Annotated in this window: 15 protein-coding genes and 1 pseudogene; 8 read left to right on the top strand and 8 right to left on the bottom strand. The window is 38.8% G+C overall.

Translation table 11 applies throughout. The features are described 5' to 3' along the window. The first annotated feature begins 151 nt into the window (after window positions 1-151). Both radA and NGC85_RS05180 read left to right on the top strand, forming a co-directional pair. Entirely contained in the window at window positions 152-1,543 is a 1,392-nt protein-coding gene (radA, locus tag NGC85_RS05185) for a DNA repair protein RadA (protein ID WP_254805070.1), read from the top strand. A gap of 82 nt (window positions 1,544-1,625) precedes the next feature. Then, entirely contained in the window at window positions 1,626-2,597 is a 972-nt protein-coding gene (locus NGC85_RS05180; RefSeq protein WP_254805069.1) for a Tim44 domain-containing protein, read from the top strand. A 517-nt stretch (window positions 2,598-3,114) separates the two neighbouring features. Here NGC85_RS05180 and NGC85_RS05175 read toward each other — a convergent pair. After that, the gene (locus NGC85_RS05175) at window positions 3,115-4,743 is read right to left on the bottom strand and encodes an inorganic phosphate transporter (RefSeq protein ID WP_254805068.1); all 1,629 of its coding nucleotides are present in this window, start codon (window positions 4,741-4,743) and stop codon (window positions 3,115-3,117) included. Between the two features lie 437 nt (window positions 4,744-5,180). On the opposite strand from NGC85_RS05175, the gene metH reads away from it, so the two are divergent. Then, window positions 5,181-8,867, top strand: coding sequence for a methionine synthase (metH, locus tag NGC85_RS05170; RefSeq protein ID WP_254805067.1), 3,687 nt, complete (start codon window positions 5,181-5,183; stop codon window positions 8,865-8,867). A gap of 174 nt (window positions 8,868-9,041) precedes the next feature. Next, a complete protein-coding gene (locus tag NGC85_RS05165) occupies window positions 9,042-9,875 on the top strand; it encodes a TIGR02391 family protein (RefSeq protein WP_254805066.1) in 834 nt (277 codons plus the stop codon). Window positions 9,876-9,967: 92 nt separating this feature from the next. Here the strand turns inward: NGC85_RS05165 and NGC85_RS05160 are convergent, their stop codons facing one another. Together NGC85_RS05160 and NGC85_RS05155 are read right to left on the bottom strand one after the other, a co-directional pair. Beyond that, window positions 9,968-10,351 carry an endonuclease domain-containing protein gene (locus tag NGC85_RS05160; RefSeq protein WP_254805551.1) on the bottom strand — a complete coding sequence of 128 codons (384 nt, stop codon included), beginning with the start codon at window positions 10,349-10,351 and terminating at the stop codon, window positions 9,968-9,970. 146 nt (window positions 10,352-10,497) lie between these two features. Next, on the bottom strand, window positions 10,498-11,718 hold the full coding sequence (locus NGC85_RS05155) for an MFS transporter (RefSeq protein WP_254805065.1): 1,221 nt from the start codon (window positions 11,716-11,718) through the stop codon (window positions 10,498-10,500). Between the two features lie 106 nt (window positions 11,719-11,824). Between NGC85_RS05155 and NGC85_RS05150 the strand changes: the two genes are divergently transcribed. Further along, window positions 11,825-12,607: a helix-turn-helix domain-containing protein gene (locus tag NGC85_RS05150; protein WP_005055082.1), complete on the top strand. Its 783-nt coding sequence runs from the start codon at window positions 11,825-11,827 to the stop codon at window positions 12,605-12,607. 6 nt (window positions 12,608-12,613) lie between these two features. Here the strand turns inward: NGC85_RS05150 and NGC85_RS05145 are convergent, their stop codons facing one another. Then, on the bottom strand, window positions 12,614-13,897 hold the full coding sequence (locus tag NGC85_RS05145; RefSeq protein ID WP_254805064.1) for a glutaminase: 1,284 nt from the start codon (window positions 13,895-13,897) through the stop codon (window positions 12,614-12,616). Window positions 13,898-14,082: 185 nt separating this feature from the next. Further along, window positions 14,083-14,565, bottom strand: a complete 483-nt coding sequence (gene def, locus NGC85_RS05140; RefSeq protein ID WP_254805063.1) for a peptide deformylase — start codon at window positions 14,563-14,565, stop codon at window positions 14,083-14,085. A gap of 130 nt (window positions 14,566-14,695) precedes the next feature. Between def and NGC85_RS05135 the strand changes: the two genes are divergently transcribed. Continuing rightward, window positions 14,696-14,899, top strand: a complete 204-nt coding sequence (locus NGC85_RS05135; protein ID WP_254805062.1) for an amino acid transport protein — start codon at window positions 14,696-14,698, stop codon at window positions 14,897-14,899. Window positions 14,900-14,945: 46 nt separating this feature from the next. Here the strand turns inward: NGC85_RS05135 and NGC85_RS05130 are convergent, their stop codons facing one another. Both NGC85_RS05130 and NGC85_RS05125 read right to left on the bottom strand, forming a co-directional pair. After that, window positions 14,946-15,437, bottom strand: a complete 492-nt coding sequence (locus NGC85_RS05130; protein ID WP_005062818.1) for a DUF2505 family protein — start codon at window positions 15,435-15,437, stop codon at window positions 14,946-14,948. Between the two features lie 108 nt (window positions 15,438-15,545). Then, entirely contained in the window at window positions 15,546-15,836 is a 291-nt protein-coding gene (locus NGC85_RS05125) for a hypothetical protein (RefSeq protein ID WP_169109620.1), read from the bottom strand. A gap of 213 nt (window positions 15,837-16,049) precedes the next feature. Between NGC85_RS05125 and NGC85_RS05120 the strand changes: the two genes are divergently transcribed. Continuing rightward, window positions 16,050-16,490 carry a universal stress protein gene (locus tag NGC85_RS05120; protein WP_005055092.1) on the top strand — a complete coding sequence of 147 codons (441 nt, stop codon included), beginning with the start codon at window positions 16,050-16,052 and terminating at the stop codon, window positions 16,488-16,490. A 236-nt stretch (window positions 16,491-16,726) separates the two neighbouring features. Continuing rightward, window positions 16,727-17,968: pseudogene (locus tag NGC85_RS05115) on the top strand (OmpP1/FadL family transporter). A gap of 96 nt (window positions 17,969-18,064) precedes the next feature. Here the strand turns inward: NGC85_RS05115 and NGC85_RS05110 are convergent. Continuing rightward, window positions 18,065-20,824 (bottom strand): pitrilysin family protein, encoded by a 2,760-nt coding sequence (locus NGC85_RS05110; RefSeq protein ID WP_254805061.1) that lies wholly within the window; start codon window positions 20,822-20,824, stop codon window positions 18,065-18,067. Between the last annotated feature and the right edge of the window lie 139 nt (window positions 20,825-20,963).

The raw sequence follows: 20,963 nt of genomic DNA, 5'->3' as shown, positions 1-20,963 counted from the left end.
TATTTTTCTGAACACTTCCCTTTAACTAGTGAGTTACGAAAAACGCTCTATTTCCTTTAATCCTTTTGAAGAAAATAAGTTCTAGGTTTTCACCTTGTTTCCGTAATTACTCTACTTTTATCCAATTTACAGAATTTTTTCAATTTTATATATGGCAAAAATTAAAACTATTTATCGATGTGAACAATGTGGTGCAGATCATTCTAAATGGGCTGGTCAATGTTCTGAGTGTGGCGAATGGAATAGTCTAGTAGAAGTTCGACTAGAACCAACAGTTAGTCATAGAGCTCAGCCTAAAATGGGCGGTGGTTATGCTGGTCAAAGTGCCAATATCACAACCCTTAATCAAATCTCGGTTTCGCATGAAACTCGTCTACAGACAGGTATTAGCGAATTCGATCGTGTCCTCGGTGGCGGTTTGGTTACAGGCTCTGTAGTGTTGATTGGTGGTGATCCTGGTATTGGTAAATCAACCATCTTGTTGCAAACTGCAACACACATGGCCAGTAAAAAAAGCTCAGCGCTTTATGTGACTGGTGAGGAATCACTTTCACAAGTAGCCTTACGTGCACAACGTTTAGATCTCCCCACAGACTCACTTAAAGTCATGGCTGAGACCTGTGTCGAGCGTATATGTGAAGTATTAACACACGAACGTCCTGCTGTTGCGATTTTGGATTCGATTCAAACCCTATATACAGAAACTCTGCAATCTGCGCCCGGCGGTGTTTCACAAATCCGTGAATCTGCCGCCCTTCTGACTCGGTTTGCAAAAAATAGTGGCACGGCGTTATTCCTTGTAGGTCATGTCACCAAAGAGGGTGCATTGGCTGGTCCACGTGTTTTAGAACATATGGTGGATTGCGTGCTCTATTTTGAAGGTCAATCGGACTCACGTTATCGAATGATTCGTGCAGTCAAGAACCGTTTTGGTGCAGTCAATGAATTAGGCGTATTTGCAATGACCGATAAAGGTCTCCGTGAGGTTGCTAATCCTTCCGCAATTTTTCTAAGTCGATACGATGAAGCCATTCCTGGTTCAATCGTGATGATCAGCCGTGAAGGTACTCGTCCATTGTTAGTCGAAGTACAAGCTCTAGTCGATGATGCACATGGACAACCTCGACGCGTTGCATTAGGTCTAGAACAAAACCGTTTGAATATGCTCCTTGCAGTGATGCATCGTCATGGCGGAGTGCAGACTGCGGGTCAAGATGTTTACGTCAATGTTGTTGGTGGTTTGAAGATCACTGAAACAGGCTCAGATTTAGCGGTATTACTAGCTTGTGCCTCCAGCCTACGCGGTAAAGCCTTACCACAACAATTGGCTGTTTTTGGTGAAGTCGGTTTGTCAGGTGAAATTCGTCCTGTGCCAAACGGACAAGAGCGCTTAAAAGAAGCGGCTAAGCACGGTTTTAAATATGTGATTTTACCTAGAGCGAATGCTCCACAAAAAGCAATCGAAGGCGTTCAAATCATTACAGTTGCACGTTTACATGAAGCTTTAACTGAAGCAATGCAATTGAGTGACGAATTGACATAAAAAAACATACTTTTTTAGTTGAAATTAATGCTTAATACCTGCATAAATACACTTACAAATTAAATTTGAATAGGAATTTTCGATGCAAGTACACCAGCGTGGCTTGATGGCAGCTCTTTTAATGGCAACACTTGTTGCTGCACCGCTTGCAGAAGCAAAACGTGCAGGTGGTGGAAAAAGTCATGGTATGAGTAGATCTAATTCATCTAGCCAATCTTATCAACCATCACGTCAAGCTGCTCCTGCTCAACAACAAACTGCACCACAAAAATCAGGTCCAGGCGTTGGCTCTATGGTTGCAGCTGGTGTAGCTGGTGCTGCTGTAGGTGCTGTTGCAGCGAATGCCTTAGCAGATGATAAAAACCCTACTTCAACTGAACAACAGCAAGCTGCTCAACAGCAGGAAGAAAAAGGTGGCATCCCAAGCTGGATTTGGGTATTACTCGCTGCCGCTGCTGCTTTCTTCCTATTCCGTAAAATCGGCGCAAAAAAAAAATTAGCAGCTAATAATCCATATGCACCAAATAATGGCGGTCACAATAATTTTGGCCGTCAAACTCCGCCTCAATCAACTGTTCGTCAAACGAGTGACAACACCAATATTTTTGGTCAGTCAGTTGCAGGTGGAACATCAACAGCAACACAAGCACCTTTCGGCTCAGCTTCGATGAGCAGTGGCAACCAATTACCAGATGGTACTGAACCTGCTGCATTCTTACGTATTGCACGTCAACGTTTCAATCATATCCAGTCGGTAAACAGTGCAAATAATGTAGAAGAAATTCGTCGTTACTTAACACCAGAACTTTATAGTTCGATGTACAGCGATATCATGGCGAACCAAGATCAAGATGTAGCAGAATTCAGCAATCTCAATGCTATGGTAGTTGAAAGCACGACTGAAAATGGTCAATACCTTGTCAGTGTGCGTTTCACGGGTACTGTAAGCGAGGATTTGAACAGTTTGCCGCAACCTTTTACAGAAATTTGGCACTTTGTTAAGCCTGCTGGCTCACAACAAGATTGGGTTGTTGCTGGTATTCAACAAGCTTAAACATTGCGTATGGTCTTTTAAAAGAGCTATTTAAATAGCTCTTTTTTATTGTCTACACTTTTAAAAAGAAAGATACGATAAAAAAAGCCACTCTCTAGTATCGAGAATGGCTGAGTGTAAACAAAATCAGAAAGTATTATTTGAGTTTTAAGCACAACCGAAGCACGATCGGTAGATTCATACTAGCTGATAAATTTTTTAAAAAATATTCCTCGTTTGGGGAATAAAGCTTATTGAAATTTGAAAAGTATTTTTTGGATATTACAAAAATAGTTTTATTTAACTCAGCTCTACAGCAATCAAAGAGAATCAAAATGCTACTCTGGCATGAAGTACTTATCTGCTATTCCTAGCAATCAATAAGATATTTTCAGCTATGACTCATGACTCTAATCAAAGCAAACAGTTTGCTAAACTATGTCTCACTTCAGCAGAAGATATTAGGACTATTCAAATAAAAAAAGGCTTTGCCGAAGCAAAGCCATAAAACGAGAAACTCAATAAACTACTAATTTTATCAGCCAACAAATTGTAAAAACAACCAGTACAAGCCACCGGACAATGTAATTGTTGCTGGTAAAGTAAAGACCCAAGCTGAAAGAATTGTTTTTACTGTCGCAAAATTTAAACCTGATCGATTGGCTACCATAGTACCCGCAACCGCACTGTTTAAAACGTGTGTAGTTGATACTGGCATACCGAGACCATCAGCAGCAGCAATGGTACTCATCGCCACTAATTCAGCAGACATACCTTGACCATAAGTCATATGGTTTTTACCAATACGCTCACCTACAGTAACTACGATACGTTTCCAACCCACCATTGTTCCTAAACCAAGTGCCAATGCAACTGCAACTTTCACCCAATTTGGAATGTACTGAAGGAATGAATCTAAGCTACTACGATATTCTTTTACCACCTTCGCTTGAGCAGTATCCATAGCAGGTAAAGCTTCAGCTTTATCCAGACGCTTAAACGTTGTTGTACTTAAATACATATCATTGCGAATTTCACTCACCGCAGCTTCTGGAATCGCTTTCAGATCACCATAAGTTGCAACACGAGTGCCCAAATGCGCAGTCATACTTGCAAGTGCTGGAACAACCTCAGCTGTTTGCTCTTTGGTTTGAATAAATTTCGTTAATACTTCACGCGACTTTTCGTCAGATAACTCATTTTGACTTACATTTAATACGGTCGCTGTTTGAGCAGATAGCTGTTCAAATGACTGTAAATGTTGAGCATCTAAACTTTTGTTTAAAGAATAAGCCAACGGTACTAAACCAATCAAAATCAACATGATTAAACCCATGCCTTTTTGACCATCGTTTGAACCATGCGCAAAACTTACACCAGTACAAGTGAAAATTAGAATGGCACGAATTAATGGTGGCGGTGGTTTATTACCTTCTGGTGGCTGAAATAATTCCAATTGGTTTTTAAATATTTTTTTCACCAATAAAAATACAACCGCAGCAAAAGCAAAACCAATGAGTGGAGAGAATAATAACGCTTTACCGACTTTAATCACTTGATCCATATCAATGCCACTGGTTGCGCCAGTTGATGCATTTAACAAGTGATTCATGATGCCCACACCCAAGATTGAACCAATCAATGTATGTGAACTTGAAGCAGGAATTCCTAAGAACCAAGTTCCTAAATTCCACAAAATAGCAGCAATCAGCAAAGCAAATACCATTGCAAAACCTGCGCCACTACCTACATTCATAATCATTTCAACAGGAAGTAATGCAATGATGCCATAAGCAACCGCACCACTTGCAACCATAACTCCTAAAAAGTTACAGAAACCTGCCCACATTACAGCAACTGGTGCAGGTAATGCATTTGTATAGATTACAGTTGCAACAGCGTTTGCAGTGTCATGAAAACCATTTACAAACTCAAAAGCGAGTGCAATAAAAAGAGCTGTCGATAAAAGAATGACAGAGTACAAACTCAATGGCGGTACATGTGCTAGATCAGCACTGACCTGAAAACCAATATAAATAAGTGTTGCAACAATAATTGTCAAAAACACCGGCATGAAAAATTTCGGTGTTGGTACATGTACATTCGTCGATTTTGCCGTAGAGCTGGCAAGCGGTGAATCCGAAGCAGGAGGAAGATTTGAATTCATGTAGACGGTTAGAGGATAGTAAAATCCCCTGTATTGTTTAATTAAATTGTGACAATTATATGACAACGACTTGTCATATAAAGGCTAAATTTCATATTTTTTTGAAATTATCTTGTGTTTTTCTAGCAAAAATTCACCCTAAATTTAAAAATAAACCATATAAAACAATAAATTAAAATAAAACAAACTTCTCAATAACTGTTTGTCTGAATTTGCAACAAACGCACCAAAATATGAAATTTATTTGTCATATTTCATCTGATGAGCTTTTACTATGACCATTATTAAGACGAATTATTGCACTTTGATGAAAGTTTTATGACATTTAAAATGTGTACTGATGAATCACCACTCACTCGTGCTTAAAATACGCGCTTTATCGTAGCTTCTGTTACAATGCCCCTGCTTTTTATATTGACTATCTACTGGGGTTCCTTATGTCCACGCTTGCCACCCTAAAATCTCTTCTTACTCAACGCATTCTGATTATTGACGGTGCAATGGGAACCATGATTCAACGCCATAAACTAGAAGAAGAAGATTATCGTGGTGAACGCTTTGCAGATTGGGCATCAGATCTAAAAGGCAATAACGACTTATTGGTTTTAACCCAGCCGCAGATTATTCAAGGCATTCATGAAGCTTATTTAGATGCTGGCGCAGATATTATTGAAACCAACAGCTTTAACGGCACTCGTGTTTCAATGTCAGACTATCACATGGAAGACCTCGTTCCAGAGATCAACCGTGAAGCGGCACGCTTAGCTAAAGCAGCATGTGAAAAATACTCGACCCCAGAGAAGCCTCGTTTTGTTGCAGGTGTCCTCGGTCCGACATCTCGCACCTGTTCTATTTCACCCAATGTAAATGACCCAGCTTTTCGTAACATTACCTTTGACGAATTAAAAGAAAACTATATTGAGGCAACACACGCCCTGATCGAAGGTGGTGCTGACATCATCTTGATCGAGACTGTATTTGATACATTGAACTGTAAAGCTGCAATCTTCGCAGTTAAAGAAGTATTCAAGCAACTTGGTCATGAACTGCCATTGATGATCTCAGGTACGATTACCGATGCATCGGGTCGTACTTTAACAGGTCAAACAGCAGAAGCTTTTTGGAACTCGGTGCGCCACGGTGATTTACTCTCGATTGGTTTTAACTGTGCTTTGGGTGCAGATGCGATGCGCCCACACGTTAAAACGATTTCTGATGTTGCTGATACTTTTGTTTCTGCGCATCCAAACGCAGGTTTACCAAATGCCTTTGGTGAATATGACGAAACCCCAGAACAAACAGCGGAATTCATTAAAGAGTTTGCCGAAAGTGGTCTGATCAATATCACGGGTGGTTGCTGTGGTACAACGCCTGATCATATCCGTGCCATTTATAATGCAGTTAAAGATATCAAGCCGCGTCAAATCCCTGAAACCAAACCTGCCTGTCGTTTAAGTGGGTTAGAACCATTTAACATTTATGATGATTCACTATTCGTCAATGTCGGTGAACGTACCAACGTTACGGGTTCAAAAAAATTCCTACGCCTTATCCGTGAAGAGAAATTTGCCGAAGCTCTAGAAGTTGCACAACAACAAGTGGAAGCTGGTGCACAGATCATCGATATTAACATGGATGAAGGGATGCTCGATTCGCAAGGTGCAATGGTGCATTTCCTGAATCTGGTTGCATCTGAGCCTGATATCTCTCGTGTGCCGATCATGATTGACTCATCAAAATGGGAAATTATTGAAGCAGGTTTAAAATGCGTTCAAGGTAAACCCGTCGTCAATTCGATTTCCTTAAAAGAAGGTTATGACGAGTTCGTCGAAAAAGCACGCCTATGCCGCCAGTATGGTGCTGCGATTATTGTGATGGCCTTTGATGAAACAGGTCAGGCCGATACGGCTGCACGTAAACGTGAAATTTGTAAACGTTCTTATGATGTTTTGGTCAATGAAGTGGGCTTCCCTGCTGAAGATATTATTTTTGACCCGAACGTGTTTGCCGTGGCAACAGGGATCGAAGAACACAACAACTATGGCGTCGATTTTATTGAAGCAACTGGCTGGATTAAACAAAACCTACCACATGCGATGATTTCAGGTGGCGTTTCTAACGTTTCGTTCTCATTCCGTGGTAATGAACCTGTACGTGAAGCGATTCACTCAGTATTCCTTTATCATGCCATTAAACAAGGCATGACCATGGGGATCGTGAATGCTGGTCAAATGGCGATTTACGACGATATTCCAAAAGAACTGAAAGAAGCGGTCGAAGATGTTGTTCTGAATCAAAACCAAGGTGAGTCAGGTCAAAACGCGACAGAAAAACTGCTTGAAGTAGCGGAAAAGTTCCGTGGTCATAGTGGCGCACAGCGTGAAGCTGAAAACCTTGAATGGCGCAATGAGTCGGTAGAAAAACGTCTTGAATATGCCTTAGTCAAAGGCATCACTACTTATATTGATGAAGATACCGAAGAAGCGCGTTTAAAAGCAAAACGTCCACTTGATGTGATTGAGGGCGCATTGATGGATGGTATGAATGTCGTTGGTGATCTATTTGGTTCGGGCAAAATGTTCCTACCACAAGTGGTCAAATCTGCGCGTGTGATGAAGCAAGCAGTGGCTTGGTTGAATCCATACATCGAAGCCGAAAAAGGTAATGCACAATCTAAGGGTCGTGTATTAATGGCAACCGTAAAAGGTGATGTACACGATATTGGTAAAAATATTGTAGGTGTGGTGTTGGGTTGTAATGGTTACGACATTGTTGATCTTGGCGTGATGGTACCTGCGGAAAAAATCTTGCAAACAGCGATTGATGAAAAATGTGACATCATCGGTTTATCTGGTTTGATCACCCCGTCTTTGGATGAAATGGTGTTTGTTGCCAAAGAGATGCAGCGTAAAGGCTTTGATATTCCTTTATTGATCGGCGGTGCAACTACCTCTAAAGCACATACCGCAGTCAAAATTGATCCGCAATATTCAAATGATGCCGTGATTTATGTGGCTGATGCTTCTCGTGCGGTCGGTGTTGCAACGACCCTGCTCTCTAAAGAAATGCGTGGCAACTTTATTGCTGAGCATCGCGCTGAATATGCCAAGATTCGTGAACGTTTAGCCAACAAGCAACCGAAAGCTGCAAAACTTAGCTATGCCGAATCGATTGAAAATGGTTTTAAGGTGGATGACAACTATGTCCCACCGATTCCAAATAGTTTAGGTACGCAAGTTATTACCAATTATCCATTGGCGACCTTGGTTGAATATTTTGACTGGACACCATTCTTTATCTCTTGGAGCTTGGCAGGTAAATTCCCGAAAATCCTGACAGATGAAGTTGTGGGTGAAGCAGCCACTGATTTATATAACCAAGCGCAAGCGATGCTGAAAGACATTATCGAGAATAATCGTTTCGATGCCCGTGCTGTATTTGGTTTATACCCTGCACAACGTACAGGCGCGGATACAGTCAGCGTGTTTGATGAATCTGGTCAAAGTGTTACACATACCTTTGAGCATATTCGTCAGCAATCTGACAAAGTGACAGGCAAACCGAATTTATCTTTGGCAGACTTTATTAGTACTTCTAAAGAGAATACTGATTATCTCGGTGGTTTCACTGTATCGATCTTTGGTGCTGAAGAGTTGGCAAATGAATATAAAGCCAAAGGTGATGATTATTCAGCAATCTTGGTTCAGTCTTTGGCTGATCGTTTTGCAGAAGCTTTTGCAGAACATTTACACGAACGCATTCGTAAAGAATTTTGGGGCTATAAAGCCGATGAGACTTTGGCCAATGAAGAACTAATCAAAGAAAAGTATGTCGGTATTCGTCCTGCACCAGGTTATCCTGCTTGTCCTGAGCATTCTGAAAAAGCAGTGTTATTTGACTGGTTAGGTTCGGAAGCGAAGATTGGTACCAAGTTGACTGAACACTTTGCGATGATGCCGCCATCTTCGGTGAGTGGTTTCTATTATTCACACCCTGAAAGTGAATACTTTAATGTGGGCAAAATTTCTCAAGATCAGCTTGAGGATTATGCAAAGCGTAAAGGCTGGACATTGGATGAAGCGAAGCGTTGGTTAGCACCGAATTTGGATGATTCGATTGTTTAATTAATCTCCCCTTGCGAAGCAATGCTTCTCACCTTCTTTAAAAAAGGGGAACTTTTGCGTATCAAATGAATTACGTGACAGCTCCTCCCTTTTTCAAAGGGAGGTTGGGAGGGATTGAATTGATATTCCAAAAACATATACTTAGAATATACCCATCCTTAAAAATTAAAGTAAATGATGGCAATAATTAAAAATATTGATCTTGGTAGCCTAGAAAGTATTTGTAAAATTTTGGGTGATACAAATAATGGGATTTCAGGAACTGAAATTTCCAAATATCTTGCTGAAACAGGTATCAAAGACCCACAATTAAACTCTACAAAATGGAAACGTTTGTATGATGCTCTTAGTCTCAAGCAAAGTGAAGATCGCTGTTCCAACAATGTCCTAGCATTTATCAAATATGTTCTACGCCCATCCCGACACATCCATAGAAAAGAATGGTTTAAAAATATAAGAACCGAACTAAATTATGTATTGTCATTTGAAGGCTTTGAACTAACTGAATGTGGTGAGATTAGAGCAACCGATAAAGTAAAAACTTTTTCTGAAGCTGAGGAACGAGCTCAAAATTTAAGAAAAACATTATTAGACCGAAAAATTCATTCTGACATCCTTACTTTTTGCAAAGCTGAATTACTTGTCGATAATTATTTTCATGCTGTATTTGAAGCAACTAAAAGTATTGCAGAAAAAATTAGAACAAGAACTAACTTAACTACTGACGGTTCGGAATTAGTAGATCATGCTTTTTCATATAAAGGTAAAATTCCTTATTTAGCCTTAAATAACCTAACAACTGAAAGTCATGAAAGCGAACAAAAAGGATTTATGAATTTATTAAAAGGGGTTTTTGGAACTTTTAGAAACACTACAGCGCATGCTCCAAAAATAACATGGGAAATCAATGAACAAGATGCTCTTGATATTTTATCAATGATTTCTCTTATTCATCGAAAACTAGACAAAGCAGTAGAGGCTAAAAAAATATACGAAGGAAATTTATAATCCCTCCTAACCTCCCTTTAAAAAAGGGAGGAACTCCGCGAAACAATACCACCATCAAATTCACGGAAAGTCCCCCTTTCTCAAAGGGGGATTTAGGGGGATTCTAATTTGACAAGTTCTAACCTTTGCTCAACAACATAATAAATCCTCTCCACCACAGCATCAATCTCAGTCAAAATCTGATGATTACTAAATCTTAAAGTTATAAGGCCTAACTCACTTAAAGTTTGATCTCGATTCTGATCAGCCTCCAATCCCTCTTTTGTATAGTGCTGCCCACCATCACATTCAATAACTAAATTTGCTTTGGGACAATAAAAATCCACAATAAAATTTAGAATTGGCTTCTGTCTATAGAACTGCAATCCTAAAATCTGTTTACGTCTGATTCTTTGCCATAGCAGTTGCTCAGCATCAGTCATATTATTTCGTAAATCACGAGATGGCTGTTTTAAATTTTTGTTATAGGGTTGCATCAATTTACCATCTTTAAAATTATTAATTTGCCGAAAATTATTTTAATTTACAAAACCTAATTCACTTTTAGTTGAACTCATTCAAAATATCTCAAATAAAAAAGTCTCTCAATTCTTCAGAACTGAGAGACTTAAATATGAACGAGCTATTTAGCTTTTGTATTTGGCAAAAAGACCGTTGCAAAACCAAGCAAAGGTAAGAGTGAACATAAACCAAATACCCATTCGATTCCGTTCACATCAGCCAAATGCCCAAGCCCTGCTGCTGCAATACCACTGACACCAAACATCAAGCCAAACATTAAACCTGAGATCATACCAACACGCCCCGGAACAGCCTCTTGAGCATAAACCACCATTGCAGCAAAAGCAGATGACAACACTAAACCTGTGATCACTGACAAAACAGTTGTCCAAAATAAGTTGGCATACGGCATCATCAAAGCAAACGGCGCCATCCCTACAAAAGACACCCAAATCACCGCTTTACGCCCAATTCGATCGCCAATCGGTCCACCTGCAAAAGTACCTAAAGCAACAGCTGCCAGAAACACAAATAAATGTAATTGAGCCGTTTGAAGACTAATCTGGAACTTATGAATCAAATAAAAAGTAAAATAGTTACTGATACTCGCAATATAAGTAAATTTGGCGAACATCAACACACTAATCGTAGTTAGAGCAATGATTAATTGGCGACCATGCAACTTGGTTTGTGCTTGATTAACCTTGGCCGAAAATGAGTTTTTTGCATGGCTAATCGTCCATCGACTTACTCCAAACAAAACCCAAATCGCTAATAGTGAAAATACCACCAACCATGCAACCGCATGTTGTCCAAAAGGTACAATAATTAAAGCAGCCAATAATGGTCCAATTGCAGTGCCTGTATTACCGCCAACCTGAAAGGTCGATTGAGCTGTACCAAAACGTCCACCCGATGCCATTCTCGCCACACGTGAAGCTTCAGGATGAAAGGTAGCAGAACCTACGCCGATGAGTGCTGATGCAAGCAACAATACGGTAAAACTAGGAGAAAATGCGAGTAGTAAAATACCGCACAATGTCACCATCATTCCTAATGGCAATAGATAAGGTTTTGGATGTTTATCAGTATAAAGTCCAATCCAAGGCTGAAGCAGCGAACCCGTAATCTGATACACAAAGGAAATCAGCCCGACTTGCGCAAAACTGAGTGCAAAGTTTGCTTTAAGCATGGGATAAATAGCGGGTAAAACTGCTTGAATTAAATCATTAAGTAAATGTGCAAAAGCGACTGCACCTACAACCTTCATAATCATACCTTGCGGCTGATCATTTGCTACGGTATCAGCAATGCCATCTTTCAACTGTATTGAAGACGTCATATCTGAAAAACTCCAATATTTTTAGATAAGGTGCTTATTGTAAATTGTCGCTTATAAAGTTATCTTCCAATAATCATCGTATAAGTGACAAAATTTAGAGTGATATATGCATGATTCTCTTATTCAGTCCGATCAATCTGAATTGGTGATTGGACTGTCCTCAGAACATACCTATCGTGAGCTTACACCTACACATACTCATAGCAGAGCACAGTTTTTATACGCTTCAATGGGAAACATCCAAGTTTTCACACCTAATAATGTCTGGCTAGTACCGCCGATGTGTGCGTTATGGATTCCTGCAAATGTTGAACACAGCGTCATTTCACTGAGTCACGTCAAGCTAAATACTGCCCTCGTTGAAGTGAGTGCCGCAGCATTAATGGGCAAAGAATGTTTTATTATTCGAGTCAGTAATTTGCTTCATGAGTTATTGATTCGGCTCAATCAAATTACACAAATCGACCCTCCCAATATTGTTTCTTCTCAAGAAATTTCAGAGGCTTTGCAAATTTTAATTTTTGAAGAAATTCATCGAGCCAATTTATTAAGCATTCAAATTCCTTGGCCCAAAGACAAACGATTATTGAAAATCTGTCAACAACTACTACATTCTCCAAATCACTCAAAAGATTTAACTGATTGGGCAGATGATATTGGTACAAGTTCAAGAACCTTAATGCGTATGTTTCAAAAAGAAACGGGGCTGTCTTATCGCGCATGGATTCAACAGATGCATATCGCTCATGCCCTTAGTAAGATTTCTAATGGTGAATCGATTGCTCAAATCTCTGAAGCACTGGGTTATACCAATCCAAGTGCTTTTAGTGCAATGTTTAAACGGCATTTGGGGAAAACACCGCAGCAATTTAGGGCTGGTGAAATTTAAGTTCCCTTATTTTTCAGCATCCTTTAGTTGTGCAATTAAATCTTCAATATCTTGATAAACATGTAGTGTTCGATCCTTATGAGTTCGTGCATGATCTAAACGTTGCTCAGGATCAACCAAAAGCAAGGTATGACCATCATCAATCAAGCGATCAATACCCTCTAAAAACATACGTTTACCAACATCGTGAATAATTGAAATCTGAGTTAAGTCAATCACGATAGTGCTTTGATCCATCGGCTCAGCTTGTAGGATACGCAATAACATTTCAGCTTCAGTAAATTTCAATACACCTCGAAGTACATACACACTCAATGAAGCATCTTTTCCAGTTCGATAATGACTCTGAACAATCGTTTGTGCAGAAGGCGTGCCCTCCATCAGATGCAAACCCATATCTCGTGATAGTCGCTCTAAAATATCGATACCACGAACACTATTACCATGCTCATCTAACTTTGGAGAAAATGCGGCAATACTCACTTGCCCTGGTAACACACCCAATATCCCGCCAGCCACGCCACTTTTGGCAGGAATTCCAACCGTAGAGAGCCAATCACCAGCAGCATCATACATACCACAACTCATCATTACACTGAGCACTTGTCTAACCACAGAACGATTCAACAATCGTTTTCCTGTCTTTGGATCAACACCACCATTGGCAAGTACACTCCCCATCCGTACAAGATCTTTCACCGTGACCAAAATCGAACATTGGCGAATATAACCATTCACAATATCCACAGGGTCAGTTTCTAAAATACCAACTGTCCTCAGCATATAACCGATAGAAAGATTCCGATAAGCTGTTTTCACCTCAGATTCATAAACTGCATCATCAAAACGTAGTTCACGCCCTGCAAGCGCACTCATAAATTGACGTAAAATTTCTGCACTTTCCAAATCATCTTTAATTGGAATCAATGAATGTGTCGTGATTGCGCCTGAATTAATCATCGGATTTTTGGGACGGCGATCATTGCCCAATGAAATCTCATTAAACGCTTCTCCCGAAGGTTCTACTCCAACTTTATCCAATACGGCATCAATGCCAAGTTGTTGCAACACATAGGCATATGTAAAAGGTTTAGACATCGATTGAATGGTAAATTCAATATCATCATCCCCAACTGAATAAATTTCGCCATCTACCGTCGACATTGCTAAAGCCAACCGATTGGGATTTGCATTGGCTAACTCAGGAATATAATCAGCTAGATGTCCGCTGTTATCTATGTCACACGCCTCTATTACATGCGCTAGATAATCAGGAAGTGGGGTTTGCATAATGAGTAACCTTAAAATGTATAAATTTATAATTAACTATCACTTTTATAGTACAGAGTGTTGATAATATTAAAATTATATCTTTTGTAATGATTTTAAAATCACGAGACTAGTATTGTAATTTCACAATCACGTATTTTATTTTTTAGTCTCATTCAAATTTTTCAAAAACTGATTAAACAGGGCTAAGCTAATCGTTCTACAAATAAAATGCCATCTAAATGATCGACTTCATGCTGTACAATTCGCGCAGGAAAACCTTCATATACTGTTTCGATGACTTCACCTTGTAAAGTGTAATATCGGACTTTAATTGCCTGCGCACGTTCAACTTGCCCACGTTCATTCGGTACGCTCAAACAGCCTTCTTCGCCTAAACAAGTTGTTTGCGAAAATTCTAAAATTTCAGGATTAATCATCACCACGGCATCCATTTCAGGTGCATCGGGATAACGCGGATTAGATCGAGATGCCACAATAATTACGCGTTTAGATATATAAACTTGTGGTGCGGCTATCCCTACCCCGTTTCGCTCTAACATAGTTGCATGCATCGCAGAAGCAAGTTGGATTAACCATTCACTATTAAATTCAGTTGCTGCAATCGGAGCAGCTTTTAGTTGTAAAATGCCTTCGCCACGTTGTGCTACAGGTAAAATCACACTCATCAGTTGACCTTATAATTTTTGACCGTTCAGTGAATATCATACTATTTGATATTTACATCAGCTTCCATAATTTTCATTTAAGAATCTTGTCATAAAGTATGTAGCATAAAAATAAAGCGTGATATTTGGCATGAATGCAACTCAACTCTTTTTAGGCGTAATTTTTAGTTCAATTGGCTTAGGCTATTTTATTTATGGGAAAAAGCAAAAGATGACCGTGCCCTTAGTTTGTGGCTTAGCATTAATGTTTTTTACTTATTTTATTGATAGCACCACCATGATCAGTGTAATTGGCATCATTCTATCCATCGCCCCCTATTTTCTTCGTTTCTAAATTAAAAAACTCTCCAATTTGGAGAGTTTTTCAAGTCAATTAAAAATCAGAGTTGTTTTTTTAATTCATCCTCAACGATTTCGATTTCAAGTTGGCTGAATTTACGAATTTCACCTTCAGCATGTTTTTCAAGCATGCCACCAATCAAAGGTACTTTAACTTTTACAGTCCAAGTTAATGAAATATCAACCTTTTCGCTATTTCCTGTCACTTTACGTTCCGCTTTCGCTTCTAAAGGCAAATTAGCCCCTAATTCGACAGTCGAGGTTAAATTTTTGAGATGCGTTACATCTGAACGTTTTAAGCGGAATGCATTTTTTAATAATTTTTTTGCAACCTCAGGAATACTCACATCAAGGTTATATTCACGACGTAATGTGTAAATATCACCATTGATATTCGATTCAATAATCTCTAGGTTTTCCCCAGGAATGCGCTTACATACTGCTTCATGCAATGATGTTTGAGCGACTAAACGTGCAAAATCTTCAATCGAAACACCATGAATTGTTTCATTAACCGTAAATTGATGTGCCATCTTTAAAATTTCCGTTTCGTTTTATTAGGATTTGATCATTACGCAAAAGTATATCATTCTCGTTTAAATGTAAAAAAAAGATTAAACAAAAATGGATGACTGCTCGGATTAATCATTTTTATTGTAATGATGTCGCATACCTAGTTTGACCGTTACTCGATCTGTACGGCTGATATAGAGATAATGATCACCATACTCGATCACTGCATAAAATTGCTCTGCACCATCATCTAAGCCGGTTGCAGACCATGTTGTACCTTGCGGAAATTCATCTAACCAAATTGACTTATAGAAATCTGAAACGGACTCAAAAGCCAAATAACTTTCTGGATCATCCATAATTTTGGCAGCAACTTGATCGAATTTTTGTTGTTTAAACGCTTCTAAACTGAGTAACACAGAGCTTCCTATTCTTTTATCATTAGAATTAAATTACAAAAATACAGAGATTTTCCTAGTGCGCTATTTTGCTAAGATATTTCTATTATTTCTAGGTTATTTTCTGTTTTATCACAAGTTTTTGATCATAGTCTAATTTGCTAGCAGCAGCTCAATGTGCTATCAACTTAAAGTACTTTTATTTTTTACAACGATAAACTATAAGGAGTAAATATGTCTTATCAAAATATTTTAGTTCCAGTCGACGACTCTCCAATTTCTTATGCTGCTGTCGAGCACGCTCTTTCATTGGCAAAACTTTCAGGGGCAAAAGTCACTATTCTGAGTGTGGTTGCTGTTGATCCATTTGTCGGTGTAGATTTTTATCAGGTTGCGCCAGCGATTACAGATTATTTTATGCAAGCTGAATCACACGCCAAAACGCAACTACAAGATATTTCGCAATCCTTTGTCAGAGACGGTATTCAAGTCAATACCAAGATTTATCACGGTTCAGCAAGCGAAGGAATTATTTTTGTTGCCGATGAAGTGGGTGCTGATCTAATTGTAATGGGTTCTCATGGTCGTACTGGTGTTAAGCGTTTATTACTCGGCAGTGTGGCTCGCGCAGTTTTAACAGAATCACATATCCCTGTGCTGATCGTTAAACAATAAATGCTGATTTGAAATAGCAAACCCTGTGCACAATCACAGGGTTTTTTAATCACCGAATTCTAATCATTTGACCGATAAGCCCCCCATATTCATCATTTGTAACCCTATTTCATCATTTAAAAAAATGTTTCACTCAAACAAGGTCATGACACTTTCTTTCGGATGGGAGTTAGAAAATGACTTTGATAAAAAGAGTACAGCTAAGAATAAAACATGATTTTACAAGGATGATAAAGATGAAGCTCAATCCAATTGTAATCGGAATATGTGGGATATACGCAAGCACATTCAACCATGCAGCGGCACTAGATCAATCAGGTCAATCGATTTTACCCTTTTTGGAAAATGGAAACTATGTTGAAGCGAATGCCACTGCAGTCGATCCTGATATTTCAGGAAAAATCCGTAACCGCCCCGAACTGACCAATGACTCGCAAAATCTTCGCTCAGGAAATATGAGCAATAGCTTTCAATATTATAGTGCTGCGCTGAAACTACAATTGAATGATCGATTCAGCTTTGGTGTACTTTATGATCAACCCTTTATGGCAGATATCGCTTATCCAATTCAATCGAATAATACCTTTTCAGATAATCAATTCACTCAGCAAGGAACATCAGTGAATGTCGATACTGAAAGTGTCAGTATAATTTTGGGAGTGAGTCCGTTTAATCATTTTCAACTTTACGGCGGTGCAATCTATCAATCTGTTAAAGGCGATGTAGCCTTACGTGGCAACTCATATGGTGAAGCATTTAATGGCTATGATGCAAAATTTAAACAAGATCATGCTGTCGGATGGTTAGCAGGGTTAAGTTATCAAATCCCTGAAATTGCATTAAAAGCAGCAGTGACTTATCGCTCTAAAATCGATCATGAGATGCAAGTCACTGAAACGATGTTGAGTGAGCCAATTACATTCACAACAGCAAATAAAACTAAAATCACGACTCCTCAATCGGTCAATTTGGATTTTCAAACAGGTGTTTATAAAGATACGCTCGCCTATACCAATATTCGTTGGGTCAATTGGAAAGACTTTCATATTCGACCAACGCAATTTGGAGCAATTACCGAATATTTAACAGGCTTAATCAGTGAAGGAAGTTATACAGGTGGCTTTGACTTAGACAGTTATCAAAAAGATCAATGGAGCGTGAACTTGGGGCTTGGACATCAATTTACCGAAAAATGGAGCGCTTCAACTGAAGTCAGTTGGGATTAGGGTACTGGAAATCCAGCATCAACATTAAATCCGACCAAAGGTGCTTGGGGTATTGGTCTAGGCGTACAGTTTAATCCCGCACCGAATTACTTTATTGCAGGTGGCGTAAAGTATTTTTGGTTAGGTGATGTAGTTGCTGAGGATGGTACCTATTACTTGCCTGTTGATGGAGTTAAAGCTTTAGCAGAACAAGCTGATTTTAAAGATAATCATGCAGTCGGCTATGGTTTAAAAATCGGTTATCATTTTTAAAAAATTATTTAGGTTCAAAAAATTGAAAAGAGGTCGAAAGTAATCACTTTCGACCTCTTTTGATGTACTTAGAAAAAGCAAGGTTCTTTTCAGGAATTACTGAGCTTTACCATATTGGTCTGCCATGACTTCGACAAATTGATCAAGCTTAATATATTTTTTGATCACAGCATCAACATCAGCTTTTGATAATTTAGCGATTTCTTGATCTCGTTTCGCTCGATCTAACAAAGTTCTTTGTCGTTCAAGTTGTCCTGTTAGCATGCCATGAATATTTCTTTCATCTTGTAGTGAAGTTACTCGCTTCTTCATGATGTCAGCTTTTGCTGCTTCAACTTCTTGTTCTGTAACACCTTTCTCTAAAAGATCAGTTAATACCCTATGAACAGATTTTGAAACTTGATCAGAACGACCAGCGGTATAATTCGCAGTGATACTTAACCAACCGCTATCAATATCGGAATCTAAATCTAAATTACTGCCAAAGCCATACACAAGTGCATTCTTTTCACGTAGTTCTTGTGCCAAACGCGAAGATAATTGAGAGTTCCCCATTATATGACTCAGAATAATCAATGCGGGAGCATCCTGATGATACGAACCCACTGGCATCGTTAAAATACTCTGATAACTACCAAACTCACGCTGTTCAGAGAGTGCATGAACTTTTTGCGCTTTATACGGCGTATATTGACCATTCACTTTTTTATATGGCTGTTGAGTTTTCCAACTTCCAAAAGCATTCTGCAACGTTTTTTGCATTTTCTTGGCATCAAAATCACCTGTGACCGCAATTTGAGCATGATTGGTTACGAAGAATTGATCATAAAATTGTTTAACTTGTACTTGTGTGGCTTCCGTTAATTGTTTTTTTGCTAACTCAGGATCAAAGTGATAACGCAAATCCCCAGGTTGATAAATTTCAAGTATTTTTGAAATCGCCATTGAGGAAACAACATCAGGCTCTGTATAAGGACGATCTAATGCAGATAAACTTTGATTTTTAGCTAAGTCAAACTCTGTCTGAGAAAATTTTGGCTGCTTAACCACATCAATAACAAAGTTTAAGAAATCCTCAAATTTGTCTTTCTTGGCTTGTACCACAATGGTCATACCATTGCCATTGGTACTTACTGACGCGCCACCACTTGCTGCGATTGCTCGATCGGTAATTTCTTGCAAGCTATGCTTTTCTGAGCCACGCAACATAAGATAACTGGTTAAATCAAGCGTGATACCTTTACCAAATAAAGACTTCTCATCACCAAAATCTAAACTAATCGTGGCATAGGTTTTATCATCGCGTGTTGACGTTGGAAATAAAGCGTAACGGATACCATTTTTTAACTCACCACGCTGAATTTTCTGCTCATTTTTTTGCAACTCTTCAGCAGATTGCGAGACAAATTGAGCTACTTCTTGTTTATAAACACCAACATCTTTTAACGGTTCTGGCTTTTCACTACTTTGATCTAAAGTCTTTTTTGGCTCTTCAGATTGAAGTGTCATGGCTTTTTTCTGATCTTCAGGAGTCGGTAAAATATCACCAGAGATACGGTGCGAAGCAACTAAAAACTGCTTTAGGGTTTGATTTGCTTCGTTTAGTTTTAAATCTTTAATTGCATTTAAATCTTTAAAGTACTGATTCCATTCACCATGGGAAGATACCGCATAATCACTGAGACGCGAACCTAAGGCAACTGCATCATTCATAATCGAATCAGCAGAATTTTGGGTAATATTTTTGATACGCTGCAATTCAACCTCAGAAAATGCTTGGCTATTTTCAACACCTTGAGTCAATGATTCATTCACTTTCTTAGCATCATGATTCGGCGCATATATCGCCCCCATAAATACTAAATTAAAATCCTGATCTAACCATGTGGTTGATTGTACTGCTGTAGAAATCCCTGTTTCGACCATGCTTTTATATAAAGCACCACTTGGCTGCATGGTATACAGTGCTGGAGCAAGAGCTAAAGCGGGTTGTAACTTACTGTCTTTTCCATTCATATAAATATGGAATTTCGCAAGATCACTGCCTTTTTGTACCGTAAACTGGCGTTGTTGAATCTTAGTAGAATCGAGTACAGGCACTTTCACTTGTTCAGGAACTGATCGAGCTTGGATCGGGCTAAAATACTGATCAATTTTATTTAATACTTCAGTTTTATCAAATTTTCCAGAAATGACCATAATTGCATTATTCGGTGCATACCATGTTCGATAAAACTGATTCAGCTCATTCATTTTGATTGATTTTAATTCAGGCAAGTCACCAATTGGCAACCGACCTAAATATTGATTGCCATAAGCTGCTTTCCAGACTTGATCCATCATTACGGCAAAAGGTTGATCCATACGAATCTCTCTTTCACGTTTTACGATTTCGATTTCAGAAGGCACAAATTTTTCTTGTAACACCAATTTATCCATACGCTCAGATTCGAGGTATAGAATCTCATTGAGTGCATCTTTTTCTGGACGAACAATATTTAAATATTTGGTAGAGTAATAATCGGTACTCGCATTGGTCATTAAGGTGTATTGATCAAGACGGCGTTGAAACTCATCACCTTTGACATTTTGAGTACCCTTGAATGCCAAATGCTCTAACAAATGAGCAAGACCACCTTTCCCTTTTGGATCGTTGAGTGAGCCGGTCAAGTAAATCGTGTTCACATAAACTTTGTTTTCTTTTTCATTTGGCGCAAGAATAACTTTAAAACCATTATCTAATTTATATTCTTCAATATTTTTTTCACTTTTTACGAGTACAGCCTGAGACCAAGACGACGCACTCAACCCGATCAAACAAAGAGAGAGAGTTAGTTGCTTAAACCGCATTAACATAATTTATCCAAGAATTATTGGTGATTTAAATAAAAACAAGGAACTATACTAGTGAACGATTTATATTTTTAATAGTTATGTTTTGAAAAAAGCTGCCGATTTAAGCAGCTTTTTTCTTGGTTTTTATAGTGCTTGAGTA

The organism is Acinetobacter sp. Z1 (genome assembly GCF_024296945.1).
Classification (GTDB): domain Bacteria; phylum Pseudomonadota; class Gammaproteobacteria; order Pseudomonadales; family Moraxellaceae; genus Acinetobacter; species Acinetobacter beijerinckii.
Note: the sequence above shows the minus strand (reverse complement) of the source record. Positions and strands in the feature narration are given on the sequence as shown.